Here is a 19182-nt window from a genome sequence, read left to right as displayed (position 1 = left end):
TCAAGCGCTTTGCTCCAACTGGCGGCCCGCGCCGCGTTTTTTCAAATGAATCATCAACAGCGAAATCGCCGCCGGCGTGACGCCGGGAATGCGCGAAGCCTGGCCCAGGGTCTCTGGACGGGACGCACCGAGCTTGCCCCGAATTTCTTTCGACAACCCGGAAATGCCGGTGTAATCGATATCCACAGGAAGCCTGGTGTCTTCACTGGCGCGCAGACGGGCGATTTCGTCCTGCTGGAGGTCGATGTAACCGGCGTATTTGGTCTTGATCTCGACCTGCTCGGCGACCTGTGGATCTTCCGCGCCCTGGCCGGTCACTTCCACCAGCCCGGCGTAATCGATTTCCGGGCGGCTCAAGAGATTGAGCAAATTGTATTCGTGGGTCAGCGGCGTGCCGAATTTCGCCGCGATGGCATCGCCCTGCTCGGTACCGGGACGCACCCAGGTGCTTTTCAGGCGCTGCTCTTCCAGCTCGATACTTTCGCGTTTCTGGCAGAACGCGGCCCAGCGCGCGTCATCCACCAACCCCAGTTCGCGACCTTTCTCGGTCAGGCGCAGGTCGGCGTTGTCTTCCCGCAGGATCAGGCGATATTCCGCGCGGGAGGTGAACATCCGATACGGTTCCTGGGTACCCAAGGTAATCAGGTCGTCCACCAGCACACCGATGTACGCCTCATCGCGGCGCGGGCACCAGGCTTCTTTGCCCTTGGCGAGCAGTGCGGCGTTGGCGCCGGCGAGCAAACCCTGGGCCCCCGCTTCTTCGTAACCGGTGGTGCCGTTGATCTGCCCGGCAAAGAACAAACCGCCGATAACTTTGGTTTCCAGGCTGTACTTCAGGTCGCGCGGATCGAAGTAGTCGTACTCGATCGCATAACCCGGACGCACGATGTGCGCGTTCTCCATGCCACGGATCGATTGCACGATCTGCAACTGCACGTCGAACGGCAGGCTTGTGGATATCCCGTTCGGATACAGCTCATGGGTGGTCAAGCCTTCCGGTTCGATGAACACCTGATGGCTTTCCTTGTCGGCAAAGCGATGGATCTTGTCTTCGATCGACGGGCAATAGCGCGGGCCGACACCTTCGATTTCACCGGCAGCGGAGTACATCGGCGATCGATCGAGGTTCGCCGCGATGATTTCGTGGGTGCGGGCGTTGGTATGGGTGATCCAGCAACTGACTTGCCGTGGATGCTGTTCCTTGTTGCCCATGAACGACATCACCGGGATCGGCGTATCGCCAGGCTGCTCGGTCATCACCGAGAAATCCACGGACTTGCCATCGATGCGAGGTGGCGTACCGGTTTTCAGGCGCCCGACACGCAATGGCAACTCACGCAGACGGTGAGCCAGAGCGATCGATGGCGGATCACCGGCGCGACCGCCGGAAAAATTCTGCAAACCGATGTGGATAAGTCCGCCGAGGAAGGTCCCGGTGGTCAACACCACGCAATCGGCGAAGAAACGCAGGCCCATCTGTGTGACGACACCACGTACCCGGTCCTGCTCGACGATCAGGTCATCGGCCGCTTGTTGAAATATCCACAGGTTCGGCTGGTTTTCCAGGATTTCGCGGACAGCGGCCTTGTAGAGGACTCGGTCGGCCTGGGCGCGAGTGGCGCGCACGGCCGGGCCTTTGCGGCTGTTCAATACGCGAAACTGGATACCACCCTTATCGGTGGCCATGGCCATCGCGCCCCCAAGGGCATCGATCTCCTTGACCAGGTGGCTTTTGCCGATCCCGCCAATGGCAGGGTTGCAGCTCATGGCGCCGAGGGTTTCCACGTTATGCGTCAGCAACAGGGTTTTTGCCCCCATGCGCGCTGATGCAAGTGCTGCCTCGGTACCGGCATGACCGCCGCCGATGACGATCACTTCAAAACGGGAAGGGAAATCCACCACGCACCTCGTGCCTGCTTTATTCAGGTAATTCGGAATTAGGTTTTGAGTCTGGCCCTGGGCGTTTTTCGAACCAGGTCGGCAAGTATAGGGACTTCGCCCTTTCTAAAGAACCCTTTGCACAAAATTTAACCAGCTGTGGAGAACTCGCGGTTAAAAAAATAAAAAAGAAAGAAATTTATAAAATCTTTGTTTTTATGTTTATTCTTACTGAGTCCAATATCTGTGGATAACGTCCTATAGGCCTTTATTTTCAATGTGTACAGAGATTCAAAACCCTGTGGTCATGTGCCACTGAGGGGCTTGGATAACCGGTGTAAGCCTGTGGATGAATGAGGTGGTTATCCACAGAGGCGGTTATCTTCAGTTTTGAAGGCGGTTTATCAACCGACCTCAATGGCAGTTATTCACAGGGCTTAATCCACAGAAAACAGCCGACAAGGGGTCGCCGAAGCGCCCACAGGCAAGCCGCCATTAAGGGCAATCCGTTCAAAAAAAGAGAGGAGGTAGCGGGTTTGTGTTGCGCTCGATAGGCCTGTGGCGAGGGAGCTTGCTCCCGCTCGCCTGCGAAGCAGTCGTAAACCGGCGGGTGCGGTGTATCAGATAATCCGCATTCGACAGCTTTTGGGGCCGCTTCGCGACCCAGCGGGAGCAAGCTCCCTCGCCACGGGTTCGTCGTCAGTCCGGTAGGGTTATTTACCGATGCAGAAGCTGGAAAAGATTCGTCCCAGCAAGTCATCGGAGCTGAAGGCGCCGGTAATTTCCCCCAGGGACTGTTGCGCCTGGCGCAAATCTTCAGCCAACAACTCCCCTGCCCCTGCCAAGGTCAGCTGCGCGCGACCGTGTTCGAGGGCCGCGCTGGCATGGCGCAACGCTTCAAGGTGCCGCCGGCGAGCGCTGAAGCTGCTTTCCGAGGTCTGTTCATAGCCCATGCAGGCCTTGAGATGCTCGCGCAGCAGCTCCAGGCCTTCACCTGCAGACTTCGCGCTCAGGCTGATGGTCACGTGCCCGTCATCACTGACGTCGAGGGCAATCGCTTCCCCGGTCAAATCGGCTTTGTTGCGAATCAGGGTGACTTTCGCCGGATCCGGGCGCACCTCCAGGAACTCCGGCCACAAGGCAAAGGGATCGTCCGCTTCCGGTGCGGTGGCATCCACCACCAGCAATACCCGATCGGCTTCGCCAATGGCCTTGAGTGCCCGTTCAACGCCGATTTTTTCCACCTGGTCCTCGGTGTCGCGCAAACCGGCGGTATCCACCACGTGCAGCGGCATGCCGTCGATGTGGATATGTTCACGGAGGATGTCCCGGGTGGTGCCGGCGATCTCGGTGACAATAGCCGCCTCGCGACCGGCCAGGGCATTCAACAGGCTGGATTTGCCGGCATTCGGTCGTCCAGCGATCACCACGGTCATGCCATCGCGCAACAAGGCACCCTGCCCGGCTTCGCGCAGTACTGTGGATAACTCATCGCGCACCTTATCGAGCATGCTCAGCACGTGGCCATCGGCGAGGAAGTCGATTTCCTCCTCCGGAAAGTCGATGGCGGCTTCGACGTAGATCCGCAGGCCGATCAATTGTTCGGTGAGGTTATGCACACGCTGGGAAAACGCCCCCTGTAAGGAACGCAAGGCGTTGCGGGCGGCCTGTGCGGAACTGGCTTCGATCTAATCGGCAATCGCCTCGGCCTGGGCCAGGTCGAGCTTGTCGTTGAGAAAGGCGCGTTCACTGAATTCCCCCGGCCGGGCCAGGCGGCAGCCCAGTTCAAGGCAACGCTTGAGCAGCATGTCCAGCACGATAGGGCCGCCATGCCCTTGCAGTTCCAACACGTCTTCGCCCGTGAACGAATTCGGCCCCGGGAAATACAAGGCCAGTCCTTCGTCGAGCACCTGTTGGTCATCACTGAAAAACGGGCCGTAATGGGCGAACCGCGGCTTGAGCTCACGGCCGCTGATGGCCTTGGCCGCGACACTGGCCAACGGCCCGGAAATACGGACGATGCCGACACCACCGCGACCTTGGGCGGTGGCGACGGCAGCGATGGTTTCACGCGGTGCGCTCATAAACCGGTATCCAGACAAAAGTGGCAGATAGCAAAACGCCCCACTAGGGGGCGTTTTGTGTGGTTATCCACAGAGCAAGTTACGCCTCGGCTTTTTTCGTCGCCGCTTCGATCTTACGCGTGATGTACCACTGCTGAGTGATGGACAACACGTTGTTCACAACCCAGTACAGCACAAGACCCGCCGGGAACCACAGGAAGAAGAAGGTGAAGATGATTGGCATCATTTTCATGACCTTCGCCTGCATCGGATCCGGAGGCGTTGGGTTCAGCTGCTGCTGGATGAACATGGTCGCGCCCATGATGATCGGCAGGATGAAGAACGGATCCTTGATCGACAGGTCGGTAATCCACAGCATGAACGGCGCCTGGCGCATCTCCACGCTTTCCAGCAGAACCCAGTAAAGTGCAAGGAACACGGGCATCTGGACAAGAATCGGCAAGCAACCACCCAGCGGGTTGATCTTCTCTTTCTTGTACAGCTCCATCATGGCCTGGGACATTTTCTGCCGGTCATCGCCATGTTGTTCTTTCAGGGCGGCCAGTTTCGGTGCCACTGCACGCATGCGCGCCATCGACTTGTAGCTGGCGGCCGACAACGGGAAGAAGATCCCCTTGATCAGCATGGTCAGGAAAATGATCGACCAACCCCAGTTGCCGACAAGGCTGTGGATATGTTGCAGCAGCCAGAAGATAGGCTGGGCAATGAACCACAGGAAGCCATAGTCAACGGTCAGTTCCAGGCCTGGGGACAACTCTTTCAGCACGGCCTGGCTTTTTGGACCGGCGTACAGGACGGCACTGGTTTCGGCTTTTGCACCGGGCGCGGCAGACAATGTCGGGCCGGTGTAACCGATGATGAAGTTGCCTTTGCTGTCTTTACGCGTCTGGACGACGTTGCTGTCGCCTTTCTGCGGGATCCAGGCTGTTACAAAATAGTGCTGCAGCCAGGCAACCCAGCCACCTTGGACGGTTTCCTTCAGCTGAGCCTTGTCCATGTCCTTCATGGACACTTTTTTGTACGGTTCCGAACTTGTCCACAGGGCTGCGCCCAGGTAAGTCGCGGTGCCGGTGGCGGTGCTGGAAGAAGGATCGTCGCTGGCGTCACGCTTGAGTTGCGCGAACATCGCACCGGACCAAGGCTGGGCGCTCTGGTTGTCGATCAGGTAAGAGACGGTTACGTCGTACATGCCACGTTTCACAGTGAAACGCTTGGTGTAGTTGACGCCATCCTTGCTGAACTTCAGGTCCACGACCAGTTGGTCCTGGCCATCAGCCAGTTGATAAGTCTTCTTCTCGGCAGAGTAGATCGGGCGACCGGCCGGGTTCGAATCCGGACCGTTGGTACCGATCAGGCCACTTTGGGCCAGATAGGTGCGCTCGTTACCGTTGTCGAACAACTGGAACGGGATTTCCGGATGATCCTGGCGACGTGGGTACAGCGGCAGCTTCAGCTGGGCGACGTCACCACCTTGTGGATCGATTGCCAGCTCGAGCACGTCCGTCTTGATCTGGATGAGATCTTTGCTTACGGCCACCGGGGCTTCGGCAGGAGCGCTGGTATCGCTTGCCGCGCGTGGGATGTCGTCATTGCTGGCAGCGTTGTTGCCAACTGGAGCATCCGGCAGGCTCGGTGCGGTATTGCTGGCTGCAACATTCTGAGTCGGCAGGGCAGCCTGGCCATAGTCCTGGTTCCATTTAAGGACCATGACGTAGGACACGATTGCCAGGGCGACGATCAGGATCGTGCGTTTGATATCCATGATTACTCGGCCATCGAAGAAGAACGGGAGGTAGGGATAGGCGGAACCGGGTCATAACCGCCGGGATTCCACGGATGACAGCGACCTAAACGACGAAAGGTCAGCCAGCCACCGCGCAGGAGGCCATGATTTTCTATGGCTTCGTACGCGTAGCAGGAACAACTGGGGTAGAAACGACAGTGACTGGCCATCAAAGGACTAATGGCATAGCGATAAAACTGGATCGGAACGAGTGCCAGTTTACGCATCGGGACTGTCTACCCCTACAGTTTCGGTGTTGACTGCTGGTACTGGCTTGTTGCGCGCCAGACGCTTCCAGAGCTTGCCGAAATGCTGAATCAATTCGGGGTTTTCTACGTCACCCAAACCTTTGCGCGCGACGATAACGATGTCCCATCCGACCAGTGAATCCTGGTTCAGGCGAAACGATTCGCGCATCAGACGTTTGAGGCGATTGCGCTGAACGGAGAGCTTGACGCTCTTTTTCCCGATGACCAGCCCTAGTCGGGGGTGATCGAGATCGTTACTGCGCGCAAGGAGCAGGAGATTTTTCCCCGGAACCTTGCCGGTAGGGGAGTCAAAGACTGCCTTGAAATGCCGGGGGGTAAGCAGACGCTTTTCCCGACTGAAGTCCTGACTCACCTCCAGTGCCGGATTATCAAACTGCCAGACGCGCACGACCTTTGGCGCGACGACGCGACAGGACGGCACGACCGTTCTTGGTAGCCATGCGAGCACGGAAACCGTGGGTACGAGCGCGTTTGATAGTGCTTGGTTGGAAAGTACGTTTCATTGTCGTGTTACCTGGTTCGTCCACAACGGGCCGGAATGGCCCCCGTTTTAAGAGACCGGGGATTCTAGAGAAAGCAAGCCTCTAGGTCAATTTCCAACCAGCGTTTCCTTTAAATAGATATCCAGGCGTTTTTCGCGGATTCATCACCGAGCGCTAGATATAGATATAAAGAAGGGAATTATTTAAAGCTTTTCTGTAAAGCTTATAAAAGCTAGGCCGCCACTTGTCTGTGGATAACCATGCCAAGGCCTTGTAATCCGCCATGTACAGAGAATGACAACTACACGGGAAAGCAGTGGCCAGCCTGTGCTGCGCTGTCGGATAAGCTGTGGGTGAAATGCCTGGTTATCCACAGGGCGGTTATCCACCGAGTTTCGCCCCCAGTTGTGCAACGACCTCAGGCGCGGTTATCCACAGAGCTTATCCACCGACCGCTGGTCGTCTTTCTCTCGGTTAACGTACTGATAAATCATGGCCGATGAGCAAGCTGCGTGTGGATAAGTGCACGTCTGCTCGCTACAATGGCCGCTTGTTTTTGCCTCACCGGCTTTCAACTTAGGGGATATCCGTGTCAGTGGAACTTTGGCAGCAGTGCGTGGAGCTTTTGCGCGATGAGCTGCCTGCCCAACAATTCAACACTTGGATCCGTCCACTACAGGTCGAAGCCGAAGGCGACGAGTTGCGTGTCTATGCACCGAACCGTTTCGTTCTCGACTGGGTCAACGAAAAGTACCTGGGCCGGGTCATGGAACTGCTCGACGAGCATGGCAATGGCATGGCGCCTGCGTTGTCCTTATTAATAGGCAGCAAACGCAGCTCGGCACCCCGCGCCGCGCCCAATGCGCCGCTGGCTGCCGCCGCGTCACAGGCCCAGCAGGCTGCGCCGGCACCGGTCAACAACCATGCCGCCCCGGCGCCCGCGCCTGCCTCGAGCAAGCGCAATACACAAAAGGTTGCCGAAGTCAGCGAAGAGCCTTCCCGGGACAGCTTCGACCCTATGGCCGGCGCCAGCTCCCAGCAGGCACCGGTGCGGGCCGAACAGCGCACCGTCCAGGTCGAAGGCGCGCTCAAGCACACCAGCTACCTGAACCGGACCTTTACCTTCGAGAACTTCGTCGAAGGTAAATCCAACCAGCTGGCCCGCGCGGCGGCCTGGCAGGTGGCGGATAACCCCAAGCACGGCTACAACCCGCTCTTCCTGTATGGCGGCGTAGGCTTGGGTAAGACCCACTTGATGCACGCCGTGGGCAACCACTTATTAAAGAAGAACCCGAATGCCAAGGTCGTGTACCTGCATTCCGAGCGTTTCGTGGCCGACATGGTCAAGGCGCTGCAACTGAACGCCATCAATGAATTCAAGCGTTTCTACCGTTCGGTGGATGCCTTGCTGATCGATGACATTCAGTTCTTCGCCCGCAAGGAACGTTCCCAGGAGGAGTTTTTCCACACCTTCAACGCATTGCTTGAAGGCGGGCAGCAGGTCATTCTCACCAGTGACCGCTACCCGAAAGAGATCGAGGGCCTCGAGGAACGCCTCAAGTCGCGTTTCGGCTGGGGCCTGACGGTGGCCGTCGAGCCGCCGGAACTGGAAACCCGGGTCGCGATCCTGATGAAGAAAGCCGACCAGGCCAAGGTCGAGCTGCCTCATGACGCCGCCTTCTTCATTGCCCAGCGTATTCGCTCGAACGTGCGTGAACTCGAAGGTGCCCTCAAGCGGGTGATCGCTCACTCGCACTTCATGGGCCGCGATATCACCATCGAGCTGATTCGCGAATCCTTGAAGGACCTGCTAGCGCTCCAGGACAAATTGGTTTCTGTGGATAACATTCAGCGAACGGTTGACGAATACTACAAACTCAAGATCTCCGACCTGCTGTCCAAACGCCGTTCGCGTTCGGTGGCACGTCCACGCCAGGTGGCCATGGCCCTGTCCAAGGAACTGCCCAACCACAGCCTGCCGGAAATCGGCGATGTGTTTGGCGGACGCGACCACACCACCGTGTTGCACGCCTGCCGCAAGATCAACGAACTTAAGGAATCCGACGCGGACATCCGCGAGGACTACAAGAACCTGCTGCGTACACTGACCACTTGATGACCACCAGCGCAGCTTTTAAGGCAAGGGACTAGACCATGCATTTCACCATTCAACGCGAAGCCCTGTTGAAACCCCTGCAACTGGTCGCAGGCGTCGTCGAACGCCGCCAGACCTTGCCGGTACTTTCCAACGTGCTGCTGGTTGTCGAAGGCCAGCAATTGTCGCTGACCGGTACCGACCTGGAAGTCGAGCTGGTCGGTCGTGTGCAACTTGAGGAACCGGCGGATCCGGGTTCCATCACCGTGCCGGCGCGCAAGCTGATGGACATCTGCAAGAGCCTGCCCAACGACGCGCTGATCGACATCAAGGTCGATGAGCAGAAGCTCGTGGTCAAGGCCGGTCGCAGCCGCTTCACCTTGTCCACACTGCCAGCCAACGATTTCCCGACCGTTGAAGAAGGCCCGGGTTCGCTGACTTGCAGCCTGGACCAGAGCAAACTGCGTCGCTTGATCGAACGCACCAGTTTCGCCATGGCCCAGCAGGACGTGCGTTATTACCTCAACGGCATGCTGCTGGAAGTGTCGGCTGGCGTTATCCGCGCTGTTGCCACCGACGGGCACCGCCTGGCGATGTGCTCGATGCAGGCCGATATCGGTCAGCCGGATCGCCACCAGGTGATCGTGCCGCGTAAAGGTATCCTGGAGCTGGCCCGCCTGCTGACCGAGCCGGACGGCAATGTCAGCATCGTGCTGGGCCAGCACCACATCCGCGCCACCACGGGCGAGTTCACCTTCACGTCGAAACTGGTGGACGGCAAGTTCCCGGACTACGAACGTGTGCTGCCAAAAGGCGGCGACAAGCTGGTGCTGGGCGATCGCCAAGCGCTGCGCGAAGCCTTCAGCCGTACCGCGATCTTGTCCAACGAGAAGTACCGCGGCATTCGTCTGCAACTGGCCAATGGTCAGCTGAAGATCCAGGCGAACAACCCGGAGCAGGAAGAAGCGGAAGAAGAAGTAGGCGTTGAGTACAACGGCGGCTCTCTGGAAATCGGCTTCAACGTCAGCTATCTGCTGGACGTACTGGGCGTGATGACCACCGAGCAAGTGCGTCTGATCCTGTCCGACTCCAACAGCAGTGCGCTGGTGCAAGAGTCCGACAACGACGACTCGGCTTACGTTGTCATGCCGATGCGTCTGTAATCAGAATCAGCTAGATGTCCTTAAGTCGCGTCTCGGTCACCGCGGTGCGCAATCTGCACCCGGTGACCTTCTCCCCTTCCCCCCGCATCAATATCCTTTACGGCGCCAACGGCAGCGGCAAAACCAGCGTCCTGGAAGCCGTGCACCTGCTCGGGCTTGCTCGTTCGTTTCGCAGCACCCGCCTGTTACCGGTCATCCAGTACGATCAGTTGGCGTGCACGGTGTTTGGCCAGGTGGAGCTGGCGGAAGGCGGCCACAGCGCCCTGGGGATATCGCGAGATCGGCAAGGCGAGTTTCAGATCCGCATCGATGGGCAGAACGCTCGCAGTGCGGCGCAGCTGGCCGAGATCCTGCCGTTGCAGCTGATCAACCCGGACAGCTTCCGTCTGCTGGAAGGCGCACCGAAGATTCGCCGGCAGTTTCTCGATTGGGGCGTGTTCCACGTGGAACCGCGTTTCATGTCGACGTGGCAACGCTTGCAGAAGGCGCTGCGCCAGCGAAACTCTTGGCTGCGGCATGGTACACTTGACGCCGTTTCGCAAGCGGTTTGGGACAGGGAACTGTGCCAGGCCAGCGCTGAAATCGATGAATACCGCCGCGCTTACATCAAAGCCTTGAAACCGGTCTTCGAGCAGACCTTGAGCGAACTGGTTGAGCTTGAGGGCCTGACGCTCAGCTATTACCGAGGCTGGGACAAGGACCGGGAACTGAGCACCGTGCTGGCTGGCTCGCTGCAACGAGACCAGCAGATGGGCCATACCCAGGCTGGACCACAACGCGCTGACTTGCGCCTCAGATTGGGCGCACACAATGCCGCGGACATCTTGTCCCGGGGGCAGCAGAAGTTGGTGGTGTGTGCCTTGCGTATCGCCCAGGGGCATCTGGTTAGCCAGGCCCGTCGCGGTCAGTGTATTTATCTGGTGGATGACTTGCCGTCCGAGCTGGACGAAGCCCACCGTCGCGCCCTGTGCCGCTTGCTGGAAGACTTACGCTGCCAGGTGTTCATTACCTGTGTAGACCACGAATTATTGAGGGAAGGCTGGCAGACGGAAACGCCAGTCGCCCTGTTCCACGTGGAACAGGGCCGTATCACCCAGACCCACGACCATCGGGAGTGAAGGCATTGAGCGAAGAAAATACGTACGACTCAACGAGCATTAAAGTGCTGAAAGGCCTGGATGCCGTACGCAAACGTCCCGGTATGTACATTGGTGACACCGACGATGGCAGCGGTCTGCACCACATGGTGTTCGAGGTGGTCGACAACTCCATCGACGAAGCCCTCGCCGGCCATTGCGACGACATCAGCATCATCATCCACCCGGATGAGTCCATCACCGTTCGCGACAACGGCCGTGGCATCCCGGTAGACGTGCACAAAGAGGAAGGCGTTTCCGCCGCCGAGGTCATCATGACCGTCCTCCACGCAGGCGGTAAGTTCGACGACAACTCCTACAAGGTCTCCGGCGGTCTGCACGGCGTAGGTGTATCGGTAGTGAACGCACTGTCCGAACAGCTTGTTCTTACGGTTCGCCGTAGCGGCAAGATCTGGGAACAGACCTATGTCCACGGCGTGCCCCAGGCACCGATGGCGATCGTTGGCGACAGCGAGTCCACGGGCACCCAGATCCATTTCAAGGCCTCGAGCGAAACCTTCAAGAACATCCACTTCAGCTGGGACATCCTGGCCAAGCGGATTCGTGAACTGTCCTTCCTCAACTCCGGTGTCGGCATCGTCCTCAAGGACGAGCGCAGCGGCAAGGAAGAACTGTTCAAGTACGAAGGTGGCCTGCGTGCGTTCGTTGAATACCTGAACACCAACAAGACTGCGGTCAACCAGGTGTTCCACTTCAACGTCCAGCGTGAAGACGGCATCGGCGTGGAAATCGCCCTGCAGTGGAACGACAGCTTCAACGAGAATCTGTTGTGCTTCACCAACAACATTCCCCAGCGTGACGGCGGTACCCACCTGGTGGGCTTCCGTTCGGCACTGACCCGTAACCTGAACAACTACATCGAACAGGAAGGCCTGGCGAAGAAGCATAAAGTCGCCACCACCGGTGACGATGCCCGTGAAGGCCTGACCGCGATCATTTCGGTGAAGGTGCCGGATCCGAAGTTCAGTTCCCAGACCAAGGACAAGCTGGTGTCTTCCGAAGTGAAGACCGCAGTTGAACAGGAGATGGGCAAGTACTTCTCCGACTTCCTGCTGGAGAACCCGAACGAAGCCAAGCTGGTGGTCGGCAAGATGATCGCCGCCGCCCGTGCTCGTGAAGCCGCGCGCAAGGCCCGTGAGATGACCCGCCGTAAAGGTGCGCTGGACATCGCCGGCCTGCCGGGCAAACTGGCTGACTGCCAGGAAAAGGACCCTGCCCTGTCCGAACTGTACCTCGTGGAAGGTGACTCTGCTGGCGGTTCCGCCAAGCAGGGCCGCAACCGCCGCACCCAGGCCATCCTGCCGCTCAAGGGCAAGATCCTCAACGTGGAGAAGGCGCGCTTCGACAAGATGATTTCCTCCCAGGAAGTCGGCACCTTGATCACCGCGTTGGGCTGTGGCATCGGCCGCGAAGAGTACAACATCGACAAGCTGCGCTATCACAACATCATCATCATGACCGATGCTGACGTCGACGGTTCGCACATCCGTACCCTGCTGCTGACGTTCTTCTTCCGTCAGTTGCCCGAGCTGATCGAGCGCGGCTACATCTACATCGCCCAGCCGCCGCTGTATAAGGTCAAGAAAGGCAAGCAAGAGCAATACATCAAAGACGACGACGCCATGGAAGAGTACATGACGCAGTCGGCCCTGGAAGACGCGAGCCTGCACCTGAACGAAGATGCCCCAGGCATTTCCGGCGAAGCCCTTGAGCGCCTGGTCAACGACTTCCGCCTGGTGATGAAGACCCTCAAGCGCCTGTCGCGCCTGTACCCACAGGAACTGACCGAGCACTTCATCTACCTGCCAGCCGTGAGCCTGGAGCAACTGTCCGATCACGCAGCAATGCAGGATTGGCTGGCCCAGTACGAAGTACGCCTGCGCACTGTCGAGAAATCCGGCCTGGTCTACAAAGCCAGCCTGCGTGAAGACCGTGAGCGTAACGTCTGGCTGCCGGAGGTCGAACTGATCTCCCACGGCCTGTCGAACTACGTCACCTTCAACCGCGACTTCTTCGGCAGCAACGACTACAAGACCGTGGTATCCCTCGGCGCGCAACTGAGCACGCTGCTGGACGAAGGTGCCTACATCCAACGTGGCGAACGCAAGAAAGCCGTGACCGAGTTCAAGGAAGCCCTTGAATGGCTGATGGCCGAAAGCACCAAGCGCCACACCATCCAACGATACAAAGGTCTGGGTGAGATGAACCCGGATCAGCTGTGGGAAACCACCATGGACCCGGGCTCGCGCCGGATGCTGAAAGTCACCATCGAAGACGCCATTGGCGCGGACCAGATCTTCAACACCTTGATGGGTGATGCGGTCGAGCCTCGTCGTGACTTCATCGAGAGCAACGCGCTGGCGGTATCCAACCTGGATTTCTGATTCTTCTGCAGCGCTCCGCTCCAACAAAAAGCCAACGCACATGCGTTGGCTTTTTTTTACGCTTGAAAAATGTCCGCGTCCTTAAGACCCATCGGTCACAAACAGGGTAGCTGGGTAACAACCTGGCATAAAGCCTTCATTCTCAATGGGTTAGGAATCTGTGAAGAGCCCCGGTTACCGGGGGCCTCAGGTTTTCTGGCGTAAAACTTGCGTGTTTAATAACTTACACATCGTTTTTTTAAATTTACAGGAAACGATGGGATCGAGGTGGTACGAATAAATCCAAATGCCAAGGGTTGTCTCAATGAGTGGTACGCAAACTTCCGATAATCTGACGCAAGGGCTCAAGCCCCGTCATGTGACGATGCTTTCCATCGCCGGTGTGATTGGTGCCGGCCTGTTCGTCGGCTCCGGTCACGCGATCGCTGCGGCCGGTCCCGCGGTGCTGCTGGCCTACGCTGCCGCAGGTGCCTTGGTGGTGCTGGTGATGCGGATGCTCGGCGAAATGGCAGTAGCCTCGCCGGACACCGGCTCCTTCTCGACGTATGCGGACCGAGCGATTGGGCACTGGGCCGGTTTCACCATCGGCTGGCTTTACTGGTGGTTCTGGGTCCTGGTGATTCCGCTGGAGGCCAACGCTGCCGCAACGATTCTTCATGCGTGGTTCCCGGACATTGCAATCTGGGCCTTCACGCTGGTCATTACCCTGCTGTTGACGGTCACCAACCTGTTCAGCGTGAAGAATTACGGCGAGTTCGAATTCTGGTTCGCCTTGGTCAAGGTGCTGGCAATCATCGGCTTCATCGGGCTGGGAGTGATGGCAATATTCGGCTGGCTGCCCACTAGCCAGGTCAGCGGCGTTTCGCACCTGATCGACACCCAGGGCTTCCTGCCCAACGGTATGGGCGCGGTGCTGGGGGCGATCCTGACCACCATGTTTTCGTTCATGGGCACCGAGATCGTGACCATCGCCGCGGCCGAATCGAAGAACCCAGGCCAGCAGATTTCCAAGGCGACCAACTCGGTGATCTGGCGGATTGGTTTGTTCTACCTCGTCTCCATCTTCATCGTCGTGGCCCTGGTGCCCTGGAACGACCCGCTCCTGGCCAGCGTCGGCTCCTACCAGACGGTGCTGGAACGCATGGGCATTCCCAATGCCAAGCTGATCGTCGATATCGTGGTGTTGGTGGCGGTCACCAGTTGCTTGAATTCGGCGCTGTACACGGCCTCCCGGATGATGTTCTCGTTAGGCAAGCGCGGTGATGCGCCGGCCGTTTCCCAGCGCACTAACAAGAGCGGTACACCTTATTGGGCGGTGATGCTGTCGACCGGTGCGGCCTTCCTCGCGGTGTTTGCCAACTACGTGGCACCGGCGGCGGTCTTTGAATTCCTGCTGGCCAGTTCGGGTGCCATTGCGTTGCTGGTGTACCTGGTCATCGCGGTTTCGCAGCTGCGTATGCGCAAGCAACGTATAGCCCGTGGTGAAAAAATCGCCTTCAGCATGTGGCTGTTCCCTGGCCTGACCTACGCGGTGATTCTCTTCATCGTCGGGGCCTTGACCATCATGCTGTTCCAGGAAGCCCACCGTGTGGAGATCCTGGCGACGGGGCTGCTCAGCATGCTGGTGGTCGTGTCCGGATTGCTGATACAGCGCCGCCGGATCGCAAAGGCTGGGGGCTTGGTGCGGACGGTCAGCTGATATCCATTGCGGCGAGGGAGATTGCTCCCGCTTGAGGCCGGAGCACGCACAAAAAAGGGGCGGCTGCGCAGCCCAGCGGGAGCAAGCTCCCTCGCCACAGAGGTATCCAACTGACCTTTTTTAACTTGCGACAGACGCCTCACTCCCCGCTGCCACACTCTCCAACCGATACCCATACCCATAAATCGTCAGCAACTGCCAACCCCGATCCGCCGTCAGCCCGAGCTTGTTGCGCAGACGGTAGATGTGGGTGTCGAGCGGGCGGGACGAGGTCATTTCCTCATGGGTCCAGAAGCGTTCGTAGAAATATTCCCGGGACAGCGGCCGGCCCAGGTTGGCGAACAGGCACCGGGCCAGGCGGTATTCCCGTTCGGTCAGGCTGATGGGAATGCCGGCGCGGGTGATGGTCAGTTCGGCGTCGTCGAATGCCAGGTCATTGAACACCAGCACGTCGCTGGCGGGCGCGCGTTGCAGGTTATGACGGCGCAGCACAGCGGTGACCCGGGCCTTGAGCTCGTTGGGCCTGAAGGGTTTGCTCACGTAGTCGTCGGCACCGGCGTTGAGGGCCTGGACGATGTCGTGTTCGCCGTCGCGGCTGGTCAGCATGATGGCGGCCGGTGGCGAATCCATGTGTTCGCGGGTCCAGCGCAGTAGCGAGAGCCCGCTGAGGTCGGGCAGTTGCCAGTCGAGGATCAACAAGTCGAAGGTTTCCCGGCGCAATTGCCGCAACAGGTCTTCGCCTCGCTCAAAGCTGTGCAGCGTCCAGGCTGGCTCGTTCCTGCCGGGGATTTGTTGCAAGGTCTGCTCTACCCGGCGCAACTCGGCCGGTTCATCGTCCAGTATGGCGACACGCATGGAATGCGATTCCTTGATCTCGAAAATAACGGACATCTTCAGGTGGGAATGAAAGGCCGCCAGGGGCTGATCCATTGACCTGTCGCTGGCTGCGACAATACCGGCTCGCCGCCCGCAGGGAAAGGCAGCAGCGCGCCACCCATCGAGTTCGTTATAGTCGTGGGCTTGATACAGACCTGTGAAGAGATCCCCAGTTCTTGAGTTCGGCCAGGAGGCCTATGAGTAACCAGCGTCGCCGTGAGAGTCGTGAGCCCACCCAGGTCCAGCGGTGGTTCCGCCAGTTGGTGCGGGAGTGGTTGTGGATAAGTCTGCTGCTGTTGCCGTTGTCGGCCTTGCTGTCATTGAGCAGCCAATCAACGGGCGACCATTCAGGTGCTGCGTTGTTGTCGGTATGCCGGGTGGGGGGCGTATTGGGGTTGTTGCTGCTGCGCCCGCGCCTGGCCTTGTGGACAACCGTGGGCGGCATGAGCCTGGCCTTGCTGATCAGCGCCGTACTGGGCGCGCAGGGTTGGTGGTGGTCGCCCATGGCCAGTGTGCTGGGCATCATGTTCGGCTACTTGATTTGGAATTGGCGACGCCTGAGTGTGGTGCTGGCCTATTTCGGCTGGGAGCTGGCGCGTCTGGACGCGGAGCCCAAGGTTTTTCCGGAACGTCGTCGTACTTCATACACCGGCAGCGATCGTTTGCAGGGGCAGATCATGGCCCTGGAACAAGCCATGAGCCGAACCCGCGACACCCGGCGCTTCATCGCCGACGGCCTGGAATACCTGCCCGTGGCGACCATGATCAGCGATCCTCAAGGCAAGTTGCTGCTCGGTAATCGCAAGGCCCGTGAGCTGTTCGGCCATGGCCTGGCGGGCGGGGATGTGCTCGAGCATCTCGCGCAATTGGGTTATCCCGGGTTGGAGCATGGGGCGCATCACCGGTTATCCACACTGCCCTTGGTGGAGTTTCGCGATATTCGCGAGCGCAGCTTGCGCCTGGAACGGGCGGCACTGTTCCCGGTTGATGGCGATGCGCCGATTGGCTGGTTGCTGAGCCTCACGGATCTGAGCGCCGAACGTGAGGCGGAAGAACAGCGTAGCGTCATGCTGCGTTTCCTCTCCCATGATTTGCGCGCGCCTCACTCGGCAATCCTTGCGCTGCTCGATGTGCAGCGGCACCAGGCGGGCGGCGATCATCCGTTGTTCGACCAGATCGAGCGCCAGGTACGTCGCGCGCTGGACCTGACCGAGGGCTTCGTGCAATTGGCCAAGGCGGAATCCGAGGCGTATCAGTTCCAGCCCACGCTGTTCGCGATGCTGGTGCTGGATGTGCTCGACCAAGCGCTACCCATCGCCCAGGCAAAGCGCATCCAGTTGGTTCATGAACTGGAAGATGAAGAGGCGATGGTGAGGGCGGATCAATCGTTGCTGACCCGTACGCTGTTCAATCTGCTGGAAAATGCCATCAAATACAGCCCGCCCGACGCCTGCATTTCCCTGCAGGTGCATTGTGCGTCGGGCTGGTTGATCTGCAATGTCGCCGACCAGGGCAAAGGCATCAGCGCCGAAGAACTGCCGGACCTGTTCAGCCAGTACCGACGATTTTCGTCGGCCCAAGGGGTGGAGGGCATTGGCCTGGGATTATCGATGGTCAAGGCGGTGGTGGACCATCACGAGGGGAAAATCGAGTGCCACAGCGTAGTGGGCAAGGGGACGACGTTCAGCCTGCGCTTCCCGTTGCTGGAAGATTAAAGATCGCAGCCTTCGGCAACTCCTACGAGGATTGGATAGGTCCTGTAGGAGCTGCCGAAGGCTGCGATCTTTTGAGTGCTATAAAAACTTATGCACCTGAACACGGCTTTTATGTGTTTAGGAAATATGTATTAAAAACAAATACATACAGCATAAAAACAACGAATTCCGAAAAAACGGTACACAGGTTATCCACAGATCTCAAACAGCGGCTTGTTCCGTGGGGACTTCCGCCACAGGGCCGGGAGGAAGCGAGCCCATGTCCCGTTGTGCCTGTTCATTCCAGGCTTGTACGCGGTCATTGAGCTCGGCGATGGCGCGGGGGCCAGTGCCTTCGGCATACATCGGCGCGCCGATCACCACGGTGATGACGCCCGGCGTCCTGATCCAGCCAGCCTTTGGCCAGAATTTGCCGGCATTGTGTGCAATCGGCAGCACCGGCAGTTCAGCGTTCACCGCCAATGCGGAACCGCTGCGGGAGAACTTTCCAACCGTCCCGTAAGGAACACGGGTGCCCTCGGGGAAGATCAGCACCCAGGTGTTGTCCCTCAGCAGCTCGTCACCCTTCTTCGCCACTTGCTTGAGCGCCAGTTTGGGGTTGTCGCGATCGATGGCAATCGGGCGCAGCATCGCCATGGCCCAGCCGAAGAACGGTACGAACAGCAGTTCACGCTTGAGAACCTGACTCAACGGCTCGAAATAGGCCGAGAGAAAGAACGTCTCCCAGGTGCTCTGATGGTTGGACTGAATTACGCAGGGCCGGTCCGGCACGTTCTCGGCGCCCTTCACTTCATAGCGAATGCCCAGGAACACCTTGCTCAGCCACAGTGCGCAGCGGCACCAGTACACGTTGATGAAACGGTAGCGCGCCCGGAACGGCAAAAAAGGCGCGATAAAAAAACTCAAGGAACACCACAACAAGGAACTGGTGCCCAGCAGCAGGTAAAAGAGGAAGCTTCTGATGGCCTGCAATATCGACATAGCGGCGTTTACCGTTGCGGGCACTGCCCGCCTGTTTAAGCGCTTCCCGAACAGTCCTTGATCAGGATGTCTTGGGAGCTCTAATTGTGGATAAGTTCAGCGGCAATCGCCGCCAGGTCGTCAAAAATCAAGGTGCCCACCGGCAGGGTCTTGCCCAGAGTCTTCTCGCCTTTCCCGGTCTTTACCAAAACTGGCTGACAATCGACGGCCTTGGCCGCCTCCAGGTCACCGAGACTGTCACCGACGAACCACACACCTGCCAAAGCCACATCGTAATGCGCGGCAATGGTTTTCAACATGCCCGGCTTGGGCTTGCGGCAATCGCAGCCGTCGTCCGGCCCGTGCGGGCAATAGACGATCAAGCCGACTTCCCCGCCCTGCTCCGCCACGAGGGCGCGCAAGCGCTCGTGCATGGCATCGAGGACGGCGAGGTCATAGTAACCGCGGGCAATGCCCGACTGGTTGGTGGCCACTGCCACCGTCCAGCCGGCCTTGCTCAACTGCGCGATGGCTTCGATCGAACCGGGCAGCGGCAGCCACTCCTCCACCGATTTGATGTAAGCGGCGGAGTCGTGATTGAGCACCCCGGCCCGATCGAGAATCAGCAGTTTCAAGC

14 protein-coding genes and 1 pseudogene are annotated in these 19182 nt (G+C 58.8%); 6 read left to right on the top strand and 9 right to left on the bottom strand.

Annotation, left to right across the window (positions count from 1 at the left end; translation table 11 throughout):
- From mnmG to rpmH, 6 genes and pseudogenes are all read right to left on the bottom strand, one after another.
- Positions 1 to 1899, bottom strand: a complete 1899-nt coding sequence (gene mnmG, locus HGO40_RS01565) for a tRNA uridine-5-carboxymethylaminomethyl(34) synthesis enzyme MnmG (RefSeq protein ID WP_250961605.1) — start codon at positions 1897 to 1899, stop codon at positions 1 to 3.
- Positions 1900 to 2591: 692 nt separating this feature from the next.
- Positions 2592 to 3962, bottom strand: a pseudogene (gene mnmE, locus HGO40_RS01560) (tRNA uridine-5-carboxymethylaminomethyl(34) synthesis GTPase MnmE).
- 79 nt (positions 3963 to 4041) lie between these two features.
- Positions 4042 to 5724, bottom strand: coding sequence for a membrane protein insertase YidC (yidC, locus tag HGO40_RS01555; protein ID WP_250961604.1), 1683 nt, complete (start codon positions 5722 to 5724; stop codon positions 4042 to 4044).
- A 2-nt stretch (positions 5725 to 5726) separates the two neighbouring features.
- The gene (yidD, locus tag HGO40_RS01550) at positions 5727 to 5972 is read right to left on the bottom strand and encodes a membrane protein insertion efficiency factor YidD (protein ID WP_010465488.1); all 246 of its coding nucleotides are present in this window, start codon (positions 5970 to 5972) and stop codon (positions 5727 to 5729) included.
- Entirely contained in the window at positions 5965 to 6366 is a 402-nt protein-coding gene (gene rnpA, locus HGO40_RS01545) for a ribonuclease P protein component (protein ID WP_003207107.1), read from the bottom strand. The genes yidD and rnpA overlap by 8 nt, the downstream gene beginning before the upstream one ends.
- 16 nt (positions 6367 to 6382) lie before the next feature.
- The gene (rpmH, locus tag HGO40_RS01540) at positions 6383 to 6517 is read right to left on the bottom strand and encodes a 50S ribosomal protein L34 (RefSeq protein WP_003213577.1); all 135 of its coding nucleotides are present in this window, start codon (positions 6515 to 6517) and stop codon (positions 6383 to 6385) included.
- A gap of 568 nt (positions 6518 to 7085) precedes the next feature.
- On the opposite strand from rpmH, the gene dnaA reads away from it, so the two are divergent.
- The 5 genes from dnaA (at position 7086) to gabP (ending at position 14994) form a co-directional block, all read left to right on the top strand.
- Positions 7086 to 8612 (top strand): chromosomal replication initiator protein DnaA, encoded by a 1527-nt coding sequence (gene dnaA / locus HGO40_RS01535; protein ID WP_250961603.1) that lies wholly within the window; start codon positions 7086 to 7088, stop codon positions 8610 to 8612.
- A 38-nt stretch (positions 8613 to 8650) separates the two neighbouring features.
- Complete coding sequence (gene dnaN, locus HGO40_RS01530) at positions 8651 to 9754, top strand: DNA polymerase III subunit beta (RefSeq protein ID WP_003196145.1); 1104 nt, start codon at positions 8651 to 8653, stop codon at positions 9752 to 9754.
- A 14-nt stretch (positions 9755 to 9768) separates the two neighbouring features.
- Positions 9769 to 10872 (top strand): DNA replication/repair protein RecF, encoded by a 1104-nt coding sequence (gene recF / locus HGO40_RS01525; RefSeq protein ID WP_092167953.1) that lies wholly within the window; start codon positions 9769 to 9771, stop codon positions 10870 to 10872.
- Between the two features lie 5 nt (positions 10873 to 10877).
- Entirely contained in the window at positions 10878 to 13295 is a 2418-nt protein-coding gene (gyrB, locus tag HGO40_RS01520; RefSeq protein WP_250961602.1) for a DNA topoisomerase (ATP-hydrolyzing) subunit B, read from the top strand.
- A 304-nt stretch (positions 13296 to 13599) separates the two neighbouring features.
- A complete protein-coding gene (gabP, locus tag HGO40_RS01515) occupies positions 13600 to 14994 on the top strand; it encodes a GABA permease (RefSeq protein WP_250961601.1) in 1395 nt (464 codons plus the stop codon).
- Between the two features lie 120 nt (positions 14995 to 15114).
- On the opposite strand, the gene HGO40_RS01510 is transcribed toward gabP, so the two are convergent.
- Entirely contained in the window at positions 15115 to 15849 is a 735-nt protein-coding gene (locus tag HGO40_RS01510) for a response regulator transcription factor (RefSeq protein WP_186706455.1), read from the bottom strand.
- A gap of 218 nt (positions 15850 to 16067) precedes the next feature.
- Here HGO40_RS01510 and HGO40_RS01505 point away from each other — a divergent pair, with 218 nt between their 5' ends.
- Positions 16068 to 17585 (top strand): sensor histidine kinase, encoded by a 1518-nt coding sequence (locus HGO40_RS01505; protein ID WP_250961600.1) that lies wholly within the window; start codon positions 16068 to 16070, stop codon positions 17583 to 17585.
- 201 nt (positions 17586 to 17786) lie between these two features.
- On the opposite strand, the gene HGO40_RS01500 is transcribed toward HGO40_RS01505, so the two are convergent.
- Positions 17787 to 18566, bottom strand: coding sequence for a lysophospholipid acyltransferase family protein (locus tag HGO40_RS01500; RefSeq protein ID WP_250961599.1), 780 nt, complete (start codon positions 18564 to 18566; stop codon positions 17787 to 17789).
- An 80-nt stretch (positions 18567 to 18646) separates the two neighbouring features.
- Positions 18647 to 19180: a D-glycero-beta-D-manno-heptose 1,7-bisphosphate 7-phosphatase gene (gene gmhB / locus HGO40_RS01495; protein WP_250961598.1), complete on the bottom strand. Its 534-nt coding sequence runs from the start codon at positions 19178 to 19180 to the stop codon at positions 18647 to 18649.
- Positions 19181 to 19182: the final 2 nt, after the last annotated feature.

The sequence above is a fragment of the Pseudomonas sp. CG7 genome (assembly GCF_023701885.1).
In the GTDB taxonomy this organism is placed as follows: Bacteria; Pseudomonadota; Gammaproteobacteria; order Pseudomonadales; family Pseudomonadaceae; genus Aquipseudomonas; species Aquipseudomonas zanjanensis.
Note: the sequence above shows the minus strand (reverse complement) of the source record. Positions and strands in the feature narration are given on the sequence as shown.